Source organism: Paracoccus sp. MBLB3053 (genome assembly GCF_031822435.1).
GTDB lineage: Bacteria > Pseudomonadota > Alphaproteobacteria > Rhodobacterales > Rhodobacteraceae > Paracoccus > Paracoccus aurantius.
Genome location: NZ_JAVQLW010000006.1, coordinates 58,146 through 73,296, shown reverse-complemented (window position 1 = coordinate 73,296; position 15,151 = coordinate 58,146). Strand labels below are relative to the sequence as shown.

The 15,151-nt window shown below is 61.0% G+C and carries 19 protein-coding genes and 1 pseudogene; 10 read left to right on the top strand and 10 right to left on the bottom strand.

What is annotated here, in order from left to right; translation table 11 throughout:
- Positions 1-11: 11 nt before the first annotated feature.
- The 9 genes from RGQ15_RS22105 to RGQ15_RS22065 all read right to left on the bottom strand — a co-directional run bounded on the left by RGQ15_RS22105 (position 12) and on the right by RGQ15_RS22065 (position 6,599).
- Entirely contained in the window at positions 12-806 is a 795-nt protein-coding gene (locus tag RGQ15_RS22105) for a type IV secretion system protein (protein WP_311163067.1), read from the bottom strand.
- A complete protein-coding gene (locus RGQ15_RS22100; protein WP_311163066.1) occupies positions 803-1,927 on the bottom strand; it encodes a lytic transglycosylase domain-containing protein in 1,125 nt (374 codons plus the stop codon). The genes RGQ15_RS22105 and RGQ15_RS22100 overlap by 4 nt, the downstream gene beginning before the upstream one ends.
- Before the next feature lie 4 nt (positions 1,928-1,931).
- Complete coding sequence (locus RGQ15_RS22095; RefSeq protein WP_311163065.1) at positions 1,932-2,084, bottom strand: hypothetical protein; 153 nt, start codon at positions 2,082-2,084, stop codon at positions 1,932-1,934.
- Positions 2,077-4,431 carry a VirB4 family type IV secretion system protein gene (locus RGQ15_RS22090; protein ID WP_311163064.1) on the bottom strand — a complete coding sequence of 785 codons (2,355 nt, stop codon included), beginning with the start codon at positions 4,429-4,431 and terminating at the stop codon, positions 2,077-2,079. The genes RGQ15_RS22095 and RGQ15_RS22090 overlap by 8 nt, the downstream gene beginning before the upstream one ends.
- Positions 4,424-4,711, bottom strand: coding sequence for a VirB3 family type IV secretion system protein (locus RGQ15_RS22085; protein WP_311163063.1), 288 nt, complete (start codon positions 4,709-4,711; stop codon positions 4,424-4,426). The genes RGQ15_RS22090 and RGQ15_RS22085 overlap by 8 nt, the downstream gene beginning before the upstream one ends.
- Before the next feature lie 3 nt (positions 4,712-4,714).
- Positions 4,715-5,038 (bottom strand): TrbC/VirB2 family protein, encoded by a 324-nt coding sequence (locus RGQ15_RS22080; protein ID WP_311163062.1) that lies wholly within the window; start codon positions 5,036-5,038, stop codon positions 4,715-4,717.
- 13 nt (positions 5,039-5,051) lie between these two features.
- Positions 5,052-5,642, bottom strand: a complete 591-nt coding sequence (locus RGQ15_RS22075; RefSeq protein WP_311163061.1) for a lytic transglycosylase domain-containing protein — start codon at positions 5,640-5,642, stop codon at positions 5,052-5,054.
- Positions 5,643-5,736: 94 nt separating this feature from the next.
- On the bottom strand, positions 5,737-6,111 hold the full coding sequence (locus tag RGQ15_RS22070; protein WP_311163060.1) for a hypothetical protein: 375 nt from the start codon (positions 6,109-6,111) through the stop codon (positions 5,737-5,739).
- Positions 6,112-6,365: 254 nt separating this feature from the next.
- Complete coding sequence (locus RGQ15_RS22065) at positions 6,366-6,599, bottom strand: hypothetical protein (protein ID WP_311163059.1); 234 nt, start codon at positions 6,597-6,599, stop codon at positions 6,366-6,368.
- A 134-nt stretch (positions 6,600-6,733) separates the two neighbouring features.
- On the opposite strand from RGQ15_RS22065, the gene RGQ15_RS22060 reads away from it, so the two are divergent.
- Positions 6,734-7,366, top strand: a complete 633-nt coding sequence (locus RGQ15_RS22060) for a helix-turn-helix transcriptional regulator (protein WP_311163057.1) — start codon at positions 6,734-6,736, stop codon at positions 7,364-7,366.
- Positions 7,367-7,528: 162 nt separating this feature from the next.
- Here RGQ15_RS22060 and RGQ15_RS22055 read toward each other — a convergent pair whose 3' ends face one another.
- Positions 7,529-8,872, bottom strand: a complete 1,344-nt coding sequence (locus RGQ15_RS22055) for an IS1380 family transposase (RefSeq protein WP_311163056.1) — start codon at positions 8,870-8,872, stop codon at positions 7,529-7,531.
- Positions 8,873-9,083: 211 nt separating this feature from the next.
- On the opposite strand from RGQ15_RS22055, the gene RGQ15_RS22050 reads away from it, so the two are divergent.
- From RGQ15_RS22050 to dctA, 9 genes and pseudogenes are all read left to right on the top strand, one after another.
- Positions 9,084-9,275, top strand: a complete 192-nt coding sequence (locus tag RGQ15_RS22050; protein ID WP_311163055.1) for a hypothetical protein — start codon at positions 9,084-9,086, stop codon at positions 9,273-9,275.
- 52 nt (positions 9,276-9,327) lie between these two features.
- Positions 9,328-9,918 (top strand): hypothetical protein, encoded by a 591-nt coding sequence (locus RGQ15_RS22045; protein WP_311163054.1) that lies wholly within the window; start codon positions 9,328-9,330, stop codon positions 9,916-9,918.
- A 216-nt stretch (positions 9,919-10,134) separates the two neighbouring features.
- Positions 10,135-11,313, top strand: coding sequence for a replication initiation protein RepC (gene repC / locus RGQ15_RS22040; RefSeq protein ID WP_311163053.1), 1,179 nt, complete (start codon positions 10,135-10,137; stop codon positions 11,311-11,313).
- 53 nt (positions 11,314-11,366) lie between these two features.
- A complete protein-coding gene (locus RGQ15_RS22035) occupies positions 11,367-11,645 on the top strand; it encodes a hypothetical protein (RefSeq protein WP_311163052.1) in 279 nt (92 codons plus the stop codon).
- Positions 11,642-11,884 (top strand): hypothetical protein, encoded by a 243-nt coding sequence (locus RGQ15_RS22030; protein WP_311163051.1) that lies wholly within the window; start codon positions 11,642-11,644, stop codon positions 11,882-11,884. Before RGQ15_RS22035 ends, RGQ15_RS22030 begins: the two co-directional genes overlap by 4 nt.
- A gap of 276 nt (positions 11,885-12,160) precedes the next feature.
- On the top strand, positions 12,161-12,328 hold the full coding sequence (locus tag RGQ15_RS22025) for a hypothetical protein (protein ID WP_311163050.1): 168 nt from the start codon (positions 12,161-12,163) through the stop codon (positions 12,326-12,328).
- Positions 12,329-12,348: 20 nt separating this feature from the next.
- A pseudogene (locus RGQ15_RS22020) lies at positions 12,349-12,669 on the top strand (ATP-binding protein); the annotation flags it as partial.
- A gap of 119 nt (positions 12,670-12,788) precedes the next feature.
- On the top strand, positions 12,789-13,706 hold the full coding sequence (locus RGQ15_RS22015) for a LysR family transcriptional regulator (RefSeq protein WP_311163049.1): 918 nt from the start codon (positions 12,789-12,791) through the stop codon (positions 13,704-13,706).
- Positions 13,707-13,828: 122 nt separating this feature from the next.
- Positions 13,829-15,136 (top strand): C4-dicarboxylate transporter DctA, encoded by a 1,308-nt coding sequence (gene dctA, locus RGQ15_RS22010; protein ID WP_311163048.1) that lies wholly within the window; start codon positions 13,829-13,831, stop codon positions 15,134-15,136.
- The last annotated feature ends 15 nt before the right edge of the window (positions 15,137-15,151 follow it).

Sequence of the window (15,151 nt, the reverse complement as noted above, 5' to 3'; positions counted from 1 at the left end):
ACGGGCCATGCTCATTCCTCCAGTTTGATGCTCAGGTATTTTTCTTCATCGGCGGCGGTGGCGGCATCCATGATGCCGGCCTCACCCATGCCCACGGTCTGCACCGCCTGCATGGCCCAGACATTGGCGAGCGCGATGCCGAGCTCAGCGGTGACGCGGGTATTGAGATCGATGGCCTGTTTGAGATTTTCCGTGCCCTCTATCTTGCCAACCAGCCCGTCGATCCGGGTCAGGCTGTCGCGCGCGCCTTGCGAGGAGGATTCCGCCGCCACCGACATGAAGGCATTCACATTGGCCGCAATCCCGATACGTGCTTTCGGCGCCTCCTCGCTTTTGGCGAGCTGATCGACCCGGGCGCGTTCAAGGCCAGCCGAGGCGAAGGCCTTATCGACATGGGAGGAAACCGTGCCGCCGCTCAGCGTGCCACCCTCCGCGAGGACAGAGGCCCAATCGCCGGATTTCGCGGCATCGAGCGAGGCGGTCAAATCGCTGAAGCCGGGCATGATCTCTCTAAGGAAACTCTCCTTGTCAAAGCCGAGATCGGCCAGCGTGAGACCATCTTTCAGCGCCGCGATCTGACTGTGCAGGAGCTGGATCTGTTCGATCAGCTTCAGGGTCTGGGCGTCGAGCTTCACATTCTGTGCGACCTGTTCCTTCAACTGCAGCTTGGCCTCGGAGATCATCTCCTGCAGTCGGGCAATGCTGGTAACATCGATCGTCGGCACGCCTTGGGCGGACATCGCGACCGGGATGAGGACAAGTGCCCCCACGGCCAGGGCACGCCGCATTGCTTTGCCAAAGCTCATCGTTCCAACCTCACTTGCAGATAGCTCTCGTCCTCGGCGTAAGCCTGCAAAAGCAGGGCATAGCGCGCCGCCTCCACCTTGCGCTGCGTCGCCTGCAGCCGGGTCAGGATCGCGGCCATCCGCGTGACTTCGGCCCGGGCATAGGTGTTGAGATCCATCGCCTCCTTGACCGAAGCGGTGGCACCGATCCGCGCGATGATGCTCCGGAGCCTGACCGCCGCGGCCTGCATGCTCGTCATCGAATGGCTGGCGTAATGCAGCCCGGCATCGGCGATATTCGAGCTCTCGGCGATCACCATGTCTTTGGGATCGAGGGAGCCGAGATCGTCGGCGCCGCTGATCCTTCCCGCATAAAGCTGGTAATGCGCCCTGATGCGGCGGACGTAATTCTGCGTCTCGGTATAAGGCGGGATGCCATTATATTTCTGGACGGCACCGGGACCGGCATTATAGGCGGCGAGCGCCAGCTCCATCGAGCCGAACTTGCTTAATTGCTGCAGCAGGTAGCGCGCGCCGCCATCGAGCTGCAGCCGCGGATCGTCGTAATAGGCGGGATAGATGCCCAAGCCTTGCGCGGTGCCCGGGATGATCTGGGTGAGGCCAAAAGCGGCTTTCGGGCTTTTCGCGCCTATGTTGAAATTCGATTCCTGCTTCACAAGCCCCTGAAACCAGCAGCGAAACTCCACCGCATTGATCCCCGCCTTGGCCAGCGTCGGATGACCTCCATAGCGCATCGCGGTCTCGGCAATCATGCCCTCGATGGTGGCGGGCGCATCGCCGAACAGCCGCTCGGCATAGGGATTGTCATCCTCGATGGCATAGACCGCATCGGCCGCGAAGCCGGAGCCGCCTATATCGTCACCCCCTTCCAAATCCGGGATGAAGGCGCTGGTGCCAGTCAGCAGGCGCAGGGTCTCATCAAGTGCGGCGAGTTGGGCATCCTGCTCCTTCAAAATCGCGGCGCGCCGGGAGTTTTCCTGGGCCTCGGCGGCGCGCTGCGCCAGATCCTGCTGTTTTTGCATCAGCCATTCAGCGATCTGCTTGAGATCGACCGCTGGCACACCAGCAGCATGGGCAAGGGGCGTGAAGGGCAGGGTGGCGAGAGAAAGTGCAAGTGCCATGGATCTAAACCTCCGGCACATCGCGGAACTCGCAATCACCACCGGCCTGTTCGAGCAGCGTCATGCCGGACCAGCAATTTGTCTTGCGGATCGGTGTCTCGCCGGCGCAGCCGGCAAGGCCAAAGAGCAGCGTCCCAAGCAAAAACGCTCTAACCATGATCCATCCTCCAGAAAAACGGCCGGGTCTCGAAACCCTCGCCATAGGCGCGCAAGGCTGATTTGCCGCCGCTTAAGGCGGTCAAGAGCGGGCCCAGCGGCGAGAGGTCGACATCAAGCAGCGTTGATCCGGTCGGGCCATTCCACAGCGCGCGGCGCGGCCCGTATTGGCCTTCGAGCACGAAGCCGAGCTGGTTTTCCGTCAGATTGAGCCCGGCATATTGGCTCTCGAGTGCCTGGCCATTCGGAAAGATCAGCCGATGCGGCAGGCCCTCGAGAATGGTCTTGGCCTTGCTCGCCTCGATCTGGCTCGGAAACTGCGTCATCAACACCATGGTCACCGCGAGCTTGCGCATGGTGACTGCCCATTTCGGCATGCGGGCGGCGAAGAAGGCATCGTCGAGCGCGGCATGGGCTTCGTCGATGATCAGAAGCGTCGGCACTCGGTCCTCGAACATCAGCTCGAGCCGGCGGAAGATATAGCTTAGGATCGCCGTGCGCTCGGTGGCATGCTCGAGGATCTCGGACATGTCGAGGCCGACGACATTGCTGCGGCGGAAATCGACCACCGGCTGATCTGCTGCTCCGAAGACCCAATTATAGCGCCCCTCCGGTCCCCATTCCGCGACCCGCATGGCGAGTTCGCGCCCGTCCTGAACATCACCGACCAGGCTCTCGAAATGGGCAAAACTACGCAGATCTTTGGGTGCTGCGGCAATCCGGCGGATTGCGGATTTGAGCGCCGCAGATTGGATTGGCGACAGCGTGCCGCGACGCTCGATTAATGCCGAGATCCAATCCATCAGCCAGGCCTCGCCGCGGGATCCGGTCTCGGTCAGGAGCGGATTGAGCCCGGTCGGTTGTCCGGCCCGGATCCGGGCGTAAGAACCGCCCAAAGCTGCGACGAGGCTTTTGAGCCCCTCATCCTTGTCGAAGATGATGATGCGGGGTCGCACCCGCAGCGCCTGGGCAGCAAGAAAGGCGACCGTGGTGGTCTTGCCTGAATCCGAGGGCCCGAGCACCAGAGTATGACCCAGCGGTGGCTCGGATTCCGGGCGGCCCGGCCCCTGGAAGCTGAACCGATGCGGCGCCCCGGAAGCACTCTGAAACACGGTGATCGGCGTGCGCCAATGCAGCGCCTCGGCGGAACTACCGGCATCGCTCATATGCAGCGAGGCCATGTCGGCGAAAGTCGTGGTGGCGACCGTCATGCCCCAGCATTGGTAATCCATATTGCCGGGATGGCTGGCAAAGAAACTGGCCTCGAGACTATGGGTGCAGCGGGTGAGCTTGACTCGGGCGCGTTCAGCCATGCCCTTGATCTTTGAGATACGCTGATCGAGCGCTTCGCGGCTCTCTGCGAAGACGGTGATGGTGAGTTGATGCAGGCCCACGCTCTTGCCGCCGCTTTCGACCTCATCGGCGGTCTCGATCAGCTGTTGTTGGATGGTGGTCGCGAGATCATCGGCGGCGCGCATCTGCTCGACGCGGAGCCGTACGCGCCCGGCGATTTTTTCCGCGGCGATCGGGGTGAAACTGTGGCAGATCACGGTACCCAAGGACGCGTCGAGCGCATCGAGCATGCCGGGCCAGGTCTCCTGACTATAGCGCTTCACCGCGAGAACTGCGGCATAGCGAGGTGGGCCTATGCCTTCGTCGAACAGGATCTCGTTCGGATAGAAGGTCGCGGCCGAGGGTACGGCATCTTCGGCAATCAGGCTCATCTGACCGCGCCAAGCCGGGGCGAGAAGCCCGGTGCTGATCGCGGTGTAAAAACCGATCAGGCTGCCATCGCTGATCTTCAACCGCCGGGTGGTGACATGCGGCAAGCCAGTTTCCAGCACCTCGACCAATTCGCGCAGATCATGCAGCCGTGCCTCGGTATCGGTTTCCAGAAGCTTCGCTGCTGCCTTGCCAAAGAGCGGCACGCGCAGCGGTGCGGGCAGCGAGGAGACCACGGTCAGGACGACGACGAAATCATGCAGGTCTTGCGCCGCGAGATGTTTGCGCCAGGCGCGATCGAGATCGCCCGCAAAACTCTCGCCATGGATAGGGGTGAGCCCGAGATCGGCGCGGCGATGCAGGCGATGGATATAGAAGCTGAAGCGCTCATCGAGGCCGTCGATCATTCCGGCCAGGGCGCGACGCAACTCGTGAATGTCCTGCGGTGCGGCGGTCATGCCGTCGAGCCCGGCAATCTCGAGCGAGATCATCAGCCCGTTCTGACGCGTGCGGGTGATTTCGTCGTCGAGTTCGATGAGATAGGGCAGGTGGGTGAAGAGGCCGGGATCCTTCGGCAGGAGGGCCTGCGCCGCCGGATTGCGTCCAATCGTGGCAAGGCTAGCCATAGCGTCGGCCTTTCCTGCGCGAGCGGTTCAGCGTCGGCGGGGTCTTTTGCAAGATGACGCGCAGCACCCGGGCGCCATTCGGGTTGGCGGCGGCGGCAATGCGGGCCAGCCCGTACCAGACAGGCCCGAGGGCGAGAAAGGTCAGCGACAGGATCAGGTGCTGCGAGCTCCACATGAAGGGCAGCACGGTGAGCGACGCCACCGCCAGCATATAGGGCATCGGTAGGCCCCAGAGCTTGGCCTGACGCGTCAGCCCGAGAATGACCGGGGTGCGTTCCATGGCTCAGAGGAAGCTGTTGAGATTGCTGACCAGCGTCGAAGCCGGCATGGCAATGAGGGCGCCGATGACGACGTAGAGCAGCCAGGCCCAGGGCGCGCGATTGAGCGCTGCCATGATGCCGACGATGACGAAGGCGGTGGAGAAGAACCAGGTCACCGGATTGCCCATGATCCAGGTCGTCCAACTGTTGCCCAAGGTATTGGCCTTGGTGAAATCGATGCCCTGATTGGCCTGGGCCATCACCTGCGAGGCAAGGCCGATAAGCGGCAGCGACAGGGCAAGCGGGATCGCCCGGCGAAAGCGCCGGAGAGCAAGGTTCGGGAGCATGGGAAGGATCCTTCTACTGGGTCTTGCGGAGGAGGAGGTCTTGTTCGGAGAGCACCCGGATCACGTAATCACGGGTCTCGGGAAAAGGCGGCACGCCGCCATATTTTTGCACGGCCTTGGGACCGGCATTATAGGCGGCGAGCGCCAGCATCGGGCTGCGGAAGGCCTGAAGCTGCGTCAGCAGATAGCGCGCCCCGCCATCGAGATTTTGCATCGGATCCGAGGCATCGACCCCGAGCTGTGATGCGGTGCCAGGCATCAATTGCGTCAGGCCAAGCGCGCCTTTCGGGCTGCGTGCCTTCGGGTTGAACCGCGATTCCTGCCAGATCATCGCCCGAAACAGCGCATGCCATTCTTGCGGTGACAACTCGGCCGCGCGCAGAGCCGGATGATGCTGGTAGCGCGAAGCCACCCGGTCGATCCCGGGCATGATGCCGGCCGAACGCGAATGAGAGGCAGCGGTCGTGTCGCGCAAGAAGGCGCGGATCAGATCCTCGTCGGCATCGGCTGAAACATCTGCACGCTGCACGGCTTTAGGCAGAAGGCGTTTTCCGGAGGCATCATAGCGCAAGACCGAGGAGGCGCTGCCGCTCTCAGCGGTCATAGCCGCCGCGCCGAAGCGGATGATATCGGCCTTGGCGGCGAGGGGGCTGCCCAAGAAAACCATGGGCAGCAAAACGGCAAGCAGGGCAGGGCGTCTATTCGGCCTTGCTGTCGATAATGACCGCTTGGCCGGGAACCATGGGCGCGGCCGGGATGGAATGGCCGAGATCCTTGCACATGGTGAAGACGGTGCTGAGGGTACGGATTTCTCGGAAGGCGAGATCGGCTTGCGGTGCATTGCCAATGGCTGCGGATTGGCGGGCACGCCTGGTGCGCTGGGTGATGAGGGCGGCCCAACGCGAACGTTCTTTCGGCTCGATGGCCAGCACATACCAGATGCCATGGTAATGCGGGCCGCGCAGTTCCGGCAGCTCATGGCAATAGATGCAGAGCAACCAGCCTTCCTCCAGAAGTTCCTTGAGTCCGTCGACCGTGACCACATTCGGGGGCTCTTTTCTCAGATCAATCACCGGCCCGCGTCTCCATAGCATGGCCACGCAGCACCTTCCGAATGCCAGCGTGTCAAATTTGCAAATCTCGGTCAACATGCAAATTTAACACGCGCCGAGCTTTTCTCTCTGAGCTTTGTAAACGCTGGGCAGATGTCTTCCAAGGCCGAAGCAAGCTCCGGCCCGGATTGGTTTCGGGGGTAAATTTATGACTTCCTTTGCGAAGTCATGCTGCCGTCTCGCCCGGATGGAACGAGCGACGGGAGGTCGTTTTCTCAGGACGGGCGCGGCATATCCGGCACTTCCGGTCGCTTCTCCATCGAGCCGATGAACATGCGCACACCGTCCTCGGTCACCGCCCAGATCCCGAAATCGCGCAATTCGAGTGTCACCGGCTGACTTCCATCATCAAGCATCAAGGACAGCATTTGCACCATGCCGGCATCGAGCTTGGCCGAGGCGCGGAGGGGGTTTTCGCTCAGGGCGCCAGTTGGGCCGCGCATTTTCATGAAGTCTCCTGCTCAGATTCGTGTTTCGGCAGAACATAGCCGATTGCGCGCAAGAGGCTACCTACCTGTCTTTTTAGACAGGCTAATTGGCTATATCTTGCCAGTCGAAAAACAAGAAACGACGAGGTGCAACGATGCTCGAGACCATCATTCCGGATCATGATGCGCTACTCTCCGGGCTCGAAGATCTTGCACCTTCCGGCTTTTTTCTCGGTCTCGGTTTCAAGCTCGGCAGACCGGTGACCACCATCAATCGATTCCCCGAGGCCTGGGTCTCCCGATGGGAACAGGACATCTTCGTCAGCCGTGATCCGATTGCGCTCTGGATCGTCGGGCAGCCGAGGGAAAGTGCCGCGAGATGGTCCGAGATCGCGGCCAATATTCCCGATGATTTTGGCATCTTCGAAGCGGCCCGCAAATACGGGCTACGCTATGGTGCGGCCTTTGTGACGGTCACCGGGCGGCGGCGTTCCTGCCTCTCGGTCGCCCGTCCGGATTGCGAATATAGCGATGCCGAGTTGAGCCTGCTCGCCAACAAGCTTGATCTTCTCGCCCATCTCTATGCGCAGAACATGGTCACCTTGAGCGACAAGGAAATTGAGGGTCTGCGCCAGATCCGGTTGGGGCATTCTCACGCTGAAGCGGCCAAAAGCTTGAGCATTAGCGTCTCGGCCCTGAAACTGCGGCTCTCCAGCGCACAGAAGAAACTTGGATGCCGCAATGTCACCGCCGCCGTGGTGCGCGCGGTCGAGGAAGACCTGATCTAGCCGCAATTATTCATGAAGCCGCCGTTTCGCACGGTGTAGGCATGTGGTCGCCCATTCTGGCTTGACCCGCGCAAATGGCTGCGGCGGCCTTTTTTGTTAGGGCCGCTGACGTCATGTGAGGTTGTGCAGGTTGAGGTTTCTGGATGAGCGGGGCGTTTCGCGTCAGACCGGACGCGGTGGCTCGAGGGCGCGGAACAGCAAAGTGAGAAGTTTCCTGCGCGGACAGCAGGCCGGAAGGGTGATGATGATCCGGGTCTTCTTTTCGATGATGGTCGCGGCCAGCTTGAGCAGATGGAGGCGCAGCGTGTCGAACTGCGCGTGCCGCCACGGGGACCGTTTCGGGCAGGCGGCGCGAAGCCTCCACCAGATCCAATAGGCGCAACCGTGCAGCATCAGCCGCATCTGATTGGCATTTGCCTTCGTGCATGAGGTCCGGTCCGCGGCGAGATGGGTTTTCCATGCCTTGATGTGGTTCTCGGCCTGACCCCGGGCGGAGTAAAGCTTCTCATAGAGATGCTTGCCGCGCCCGCCTTCGAGATTGGTCACGACATAGCGCGTGTCGCGCCCGCGCGAGCTGACCTCGACCCGGGCAATGACGCGGCGCGGCTTGGACCATGACCCGGCCGCATAGGAGAAGGTCTTGAACCGCCGCAGCTTTTGTCCTGGCGTGCGGGCGTAGCGCTCGGCTGTGGACGCCTCGAGCGGCAGGATATGTGTCGCCAGCCGCGTATTCTTGGACAAGCCGAAGACATAGAGCAGGCCGAGCCGGTCACAGAGATCGAGAACCTGCGGGGCGCAATAATGGCTGTCGGCCCGCAGCAGGATCTCGGTCTCGGGCCAGAAGCGGCGGATCTGCCGGATCAGCCGCCGGATATGGCTCGCGATCTCGCGGCCCTTGGGGCGTCGGGCCGGGCGCAGCAGGGCTCCGACCAGCCGTCCCTCCCCATCGAAGACCACGATGGGTTGGAAGCCGTATTCATCGTAATAGGAGTTGAACAGCCGCAGCTGCTGATGGCCATGGACCGCGTCAAAGGTGTCATCGATATCCAGCACGATCTGTCGGGGGGGCTGCGGGAATGACTGGCAGTAGAACCGAACCATCTCGCGCCCCATGCGGATCAGGGCGCGGGCGTCGGGGAGGTTCTCCATCCGCGAGATGGTCGGCTGCGAGCACAGCGCCGCGCCGCTTTCCGGGGCGCGTTCCAGGGCGAGCTTGAAGCTCGGATCATGGCGCAGATCGGTCGCATCATTGGCATCTTCATAGCCCGCCGCGATCATCAGGATCCGGAAGCGGATGATCTCCTCGAGGCTGTGCTGCACCCTGCCTGGATCACGCGGGTCGTCCATGCAGGAGGCCAGCCAACCTGCCAGACCTTCACGGCGCTCGATCTCCCGCAACAGCATCAGCCCAGCGTCCGAACTCATGTTGGCGCCGTCAAATCCGAGCAGGACCTGCTGGCCATTGACGGGTGACAAACACAGACGAGAGGGTGTAGAGACATCCATGGTGAGGCGCGGCATCCTGAAAAACTGCGGCTTTGGGTGTAGGAACCACAAAACTACAGTTCTTCAAATGGTTAAGCCAGCCTCACCAACCCCTCATGCATAATTCGGGCTAGCTGATTAGCCAGTCCAATTAGCCAGTTTCGCGGTTGGGGCTTTATTTTGTGACCAACAGGCGCAAGAAGTTCCTGACACGAGTGAAGGGGACTGTGCCATGGCAACCATCAACCAAGACCAGCGCCGCATTGCCGAGCCCTTGCAGCCACTTGGCGGTTCGGAGAGCCAAGTCTGGCTCTATTCCTGGAATACCGGCGAACTCTCGGTTCTGGAACTTCCCGAAGGCATGAGCTTCGATCCGGGCGCTGATTTGCCGGTTGTCGCGCCGGTGGCGCTCACCTTGGGTTGATCTCGCCCGATCGTCTCTGTACATATTTGCAAATCAGTCATTGATTGCAAATATGGACAGAGTTCCCGGACAGATTAAGAAAACCCGTCGCAGAACGGTTTTGGCTGCGGGTGTTGCCGCGCTTTCGCTGAGCGCGCCGCCTGCCAAAGCCTATCCGATCGATTGTGCCATCCTGCTTTGTCTTGCCGGTGGATTTCCGGCCTCGGCGGAATGCGGAGCCGCCAAGGCCGAGATGATCCGGCGGATCACACCCTGGCCGGTTGAGCCGCCCCTGCAGCTTTGGCGCTGCCCAATGGGAAATCCGCTCTCTGGTTCCGTGGCGGGCGGAGTGCAGGCCATCCCGCCCGAGGTTGCGCGCTATCGCGACGGCATCGAGCTTTATCACATCATCTACGGCCAGCGCCGTCATGACGGAACGACCTATGTCACTGACCGCTCGCGTCTCGGCCATTATGACGCGCAAGGCAATTTCAACTGGGTCCCGACACGCATGCGCGACGCACCGGATTGGGTCTATGCCGCCAGCGGGGTTTCCAGAAACGCCGTTCTGGCCGAGCTCGGCTCGGTCCGACTCTGGCGCGGCATGTTGCTGCGCTGGCGCGACCATCAGGGCAATACTTCGGAGGAATGGATCCGCTACTGAACGCAAACAAGCAGACCCCACAAAAACAAAAAACCCCCGCGCGGGGACCGCACGAGGGGATTTGCAAGGTAACGCAGGTGTAGAGCTCCTGCATCGCCGTCATCACACAACGGCATAATCGCCTGCTTTTCCCACGGATTCAAGCCCAAAGCCGCAGCTTTTGCGAACGGATCCGACTTGCCTGTGGCCCTGTGCCTCGAAGATGAGGAGCAGAATATGTTGACCCCGATCGCCCGAGTGACGCACCCGGTGCTGCCCGAAGGCATGACACTCAGCCATGTCATCGAACTTGTCGAACGTCTGGCCCGGCATCTCGGTCTTGGCGCTGCCCGCCGCGCGGTGCTCTTGCGCATGATGCGCCAGACCGCGCCGGCAGATTGGTGCGATCCTGGCTGCGATCCGGTCTGTTTCCGCGCACAGCAGGATCTGGCGCGCGATCTTGGCATCAGCGACCGGACATTGCGCTTGCATGAAAAGGGGTTGGAAGCGCTTGGGATCATTCGGATTGATACTGCGGCGAATGGTCGGCGGTCTGGCCGGCAACTCTCCCATGGCAGACGGCTCGGGATCAATTTTAGGCCACTTCTGGAAAACCTCGGGCTGCTTCTGGCCATGGATGCCGAGCATCGCGAGGAGGCGCATCGCATTTCGGTGCTTCGACTTGAATGCTCAGCGGCCAAGCGCGACGCCAAGCAGGCGATCGAGCAGTTGCTGGAGCGGGATCCGCAGCACGCCGCGCTGCCTGACCTCTTGCGCCGCCTCACCTCTTGGCCGCGTCGCTATGCCGGGTTCTGCGGCTCTGAAGAGATGGCGCGCCATCTTGCTGAGATTGACGCGGTGGCTGCGGAGGCCCGCGCCTGCCTTGCGTGTTGCGCAGAAACTTCCGCCATGGCGGAAGCCGGACTTCCGGCAATAGGAAATACAACTCCAAAGAATCTTGTAAGAATAGATACACGTCAAACGACGAGGCCACCGATGATCATGCACAGGCCCTCGACAAGCAAGATTGCTGAAGAAGGCAAAGACGAAGATGATCTGAATTGGCTTAAGCCCGAATTTGTCCACGAGGTGGCGGGATCTGATTTTCGCTTCTGCCTTGAGGCGATTTCTTCGACGGGCGAGATCACCGAACGCGCCTTGCGCAGCACGGCAATCATGCTTCTACGAGATCTCGGCATCACGGAATCGGCTTGGGAGGAAGCGCTGGACCAACTGGGATCGCTTCGTGCGTCCCTTGCCGTTTTGTTGATCGAGGCGAACCGGGACCATCCAACCGCACCGGTCCGGGCACCTGGTGCCATGCTGCGCTGCTTTGCCGCGCGGGACCGGCTGGGCGAGTTCAATCTATCAGTCGCGTTGAAAGGCTTGTTGCGGCGGAAGCGGGCCGCCGCATGAGACGGGCGTTTTCCCTGGCATGCGCGCTCGCATCAACGCTCTGGGCGACTCCGGTGTTCGGACAGGGGGTCCACATCACCGGCACTTGCCTGCCTCCCGAAGAACCGTTTGTTCCCGAGGATGATACGTCTCTGGCCCAATATGCCGGTCTGATCGCTGAAGACTTCGAGAGCTATTTTGCGGCAAGCTCGGAATATTTCGCCTGCATGGATGTCACCCGCAAGATCGAGTTCGACCGTGCCCGTCAGGTTTCAGAACGGCATCGTCAGTTTCTCGATCGGCTTGATCGACTGGGGCTCAGAGCCAAGGCGGCGTTGGGGCAGGAGCCGTGAGCGATCGGAGGTATCCAACCGGCTTTTTCGTCAAGCCGGCCTATCGGACGAAATCCGGCAAGGCCCAGCTCGCCATCTATGTTCAGGCGCCGCCTCGGCGTGGCGAGGACGGTGAAATGATAACTGTTCGCGCCATGCCACTGCTTTTGGCCAGCAATGCCCTCGACGATCCGGAAAGATTTCTCGACATCGTGGCCGAGATCCTGAATGCGGTGATCTCGGAGGAGGGTCGGTGCTGACCGACTCTTATGCCGGTTTGGGCATGTCCGGGGGGCTCAGCCAATAGCGTGTATGTTGACGTTGTCCCGCGCGAAGCAATGCGCCTCGCTCGACCAGATCATGAAGGTCGCGCGTGGCCGTGGCACGAGAGGTCCCGGTGATCGAGAGGTATTTTTCGGCGCTGATACCTCCTTGGAACCCGGACGGACCTTCGCGGAACATCCGCTCGATCGCTCTTCTTTGGCGATCATTCAGCTGGTCCAGATGCAAATCGTAGAAACGGGCCTTCTCAATTGATGCCGCTGATCCTGGACCACCCTCGCGGTCGATTGTCCTTCCTCAGCGCGACCACGCTCTTCGGAACCGCAGTAAACGTCACCCTCGCTGATATCATGATCGAAACCTTCCTTCCCGCAGATGGTTGGACCGCGGATATCTTGCGTGGCTTCGATCCTGCCGATTGACCGCAAGACGTTCCGAGGTCGAGCTGGGCTACTTGCCGTTCAGCGCCTCAGGCGGCGCGTTGCTCTTCCACCTGCTGAGCAAGCTCTACGAGCGCACCAGCGTCATCATCACCACAAATCTCAGCTTCAGCGAATGGGCCACGGTATTCGGCGACGCCAAGATGACGACAGCGCTGCTCGATCGGCTCACCCATCGCTGCGCTCGCCATTGGGCTCGGACCAATGGAGCCTTCAATGGCTCGCTCCTGGAAACCGGCAACGACAGCTTCCGCTTCAAGGCGAGCAACGAAGCCGCCGCCCGCAAAAAGAAGGAAACCAGCCATGTCTTGACCCAACCGTGACCCGCTTCGCATAATCTCAAGGTGGGTTAGTTCTCGGTGGAAAAACCGGGTCACGTCTCGGTGGAAATCAACAGATATAGCATTGGTCGGACCTAGGATGGGGTAACGCGGACATCAGTATGGACACGGGAATACTCGAAGATTTCGTTGTACTCTGCAGCGAGTTGAACTTTTCAGCCGCGGCGAGCAGGCGGAATATGACCCAGCCTGCGTTCAGTCGCCGGATCATGGCGCTGGAGAGCTGGATCGGGACGCCCTTGTTTCAGCGGACGAGCAGGTCCGTGACGCTGACCGCGGCAGGTCGCGCCTTGCTGCCCCGAGCCGGGGCAATGCTCCGCGATCTCAGGCAGGCGAAGGAGGAGGCGCTGGAGATCGCGGGCAAATCCGCGAAGTCTCTTATCATCGCGTCGACACACGCGCTGTCATTCACATTCGTTCCGCACTGGATGATTCAAAAGTTAGATCACGCAAGCTTCGGCTCTGTCAGCCTGATCTCAGACAGCTACGCTGAATGCGAAGCGCTGCTGTTGCGCGGGGGGACATCGTTTCTGGTATGTCATGCACATCCCACAGCTACCACGCGCCTCTCGTCCCGCCATGTCCTGTCGACCCGTATTGGCCGGGACTGCCTGATCCCTCTCTCAAAGCCCGCCGAAGACGGTTCGCCGCTTTGGAGGGTCACACGAGACCCTGCCTCTCAACCCACCCCATATCTCGCATATGCGCCGCAATCCGGGATCGGCAGAATCCTCGAGGCGGACTGGCAAGAGCACGATCGACGGCCTCACCTGAAGGCAATATTTCACTCACATCTGGCAGCGACACTTCGCGAGGTTGCGAAGGAGGGACAAGGCGTCGCCTGGGTCCCACTTTCACTCGCGGCGACCGATGTCGCGTCGGGCTCGCTGGTGAGGGCGGGCGATGCTGACTACGAGGTGCCCGTCGAAGTCCGACTATTCCGGCCAGCCTCTCGGTTGAGTCGTCAAGCCGAACTCTTCTGGGAAATCGCCAGCGGTCAAAAGGAAGCCGACGTCTAAACTATGCATAATTTGCATTGATCATGGGTTGATCGGCATTGGTTTCGGCGGTTGGGCTTCGGGTAAATCCCCCTTGGAGAAGATGGCCAGACGGCCGTCAGGGAAAATCCAGGGAGGCAACAATGAAGAGACTGCTCAGCCAGCTCTATGTCCAAGTGCTGATCGGCATCTTGATCGGCGGGCTTATTGGGTTCCTGTGGCCGGACGTCGGATCCGCCCTGCAGCCCATCGCTGCCGGCTTCATCAAACTCATCAAGATGCTGCTGGCCCCAATCATCTTTGCCACAGTCGTGCTTGGAATCGCAAAGATGGGCAACATCCACGAGGTCGGCCGCATCGGCACCGTGGCGCTGATCTATTTCGAAGTGGTGTCCACCATCGCGCTGGTCATCGGTCTGATCGTCGTCAATCTGATGCAGCCGGGCGCAGGCATGAACATCGATGCCTCAACTATCGACGCATCATCCATTGCCACGTACCAGGCGACCGCTGCGGAACATGGCGGCGTTGTCGACTTCTTCCTGAACATCATTCCCGCCACGATCGTCGGGGCCTTCGCCGAAGGCGCAATGCTTCAGGTCATCCTCATCGCCGTGTTGTTCGGAATTGCGCTTGTCCAAATGGGCGAAACCGCAAAGCCCTTTACCGATGTGCTCGACAGTGCCCTGCAGGCGCTCTTCCGGATCGTCGGCATGGTCATGAAACTTGCGCCCCTGGGTGCGGGTGCGGGTGTCGCCTATACGATCGGAAAGCACGGGATCGGCTCCATCTGGTCGCTCGGCTACCTGATGCTCGGGGTCTATCTGACGTCCGCCCTGTTTGTCGTCGTCGTGCTAGGCAGCATAGCGCGCTGGAGCAGCTTCCCCTTGCTGCAGTTCCTTCGCTACTTCAAGGACGAACTCTTCATCACGCTGGCCACCTGTTCGACCGAAGCCGTGCTTCCAAGGATGATGGCAAAACTGGAGCGGCTTGGTGTTGCCAAGCCCGTCGTTGGGCTGGTGCTGCCCACGGGCTACACCTTCAATGCCGATGGCACCTGCATCTACCTGACGATGGCCGCGATCTTCATCGCCCAAGCGACGAACACCGATCTGAGCCTCTGGGGCCAATTAGGCATCCTCGGCGTCCTGCTTCTGACGTCTAAAGGCTCCGCCGGGGTTGCCGGTGCCGGCTTCGTGACCCTCGCAGCTACCCTGTCCACCTTTGACACGGTTCCGGTCGCCGGCCTGGTCCTTCTGCTTGGCGTCGATCGCTTCATGAACGAGGCCCGTGCCGTGGTGAACCTGATCGGCAATGGCATAGCCACGATCGCCGTGGCGAAATGGGAAGGCGAACTCGACATGGAGCGAGTGCGCCAGGTCATCGCCGAACAGAAGGGTCTGCGCCCTCGGGAGATCACCGTTTCCGATGTGGCAGAACCCTCTCACTGACAATCTACCAGCAAA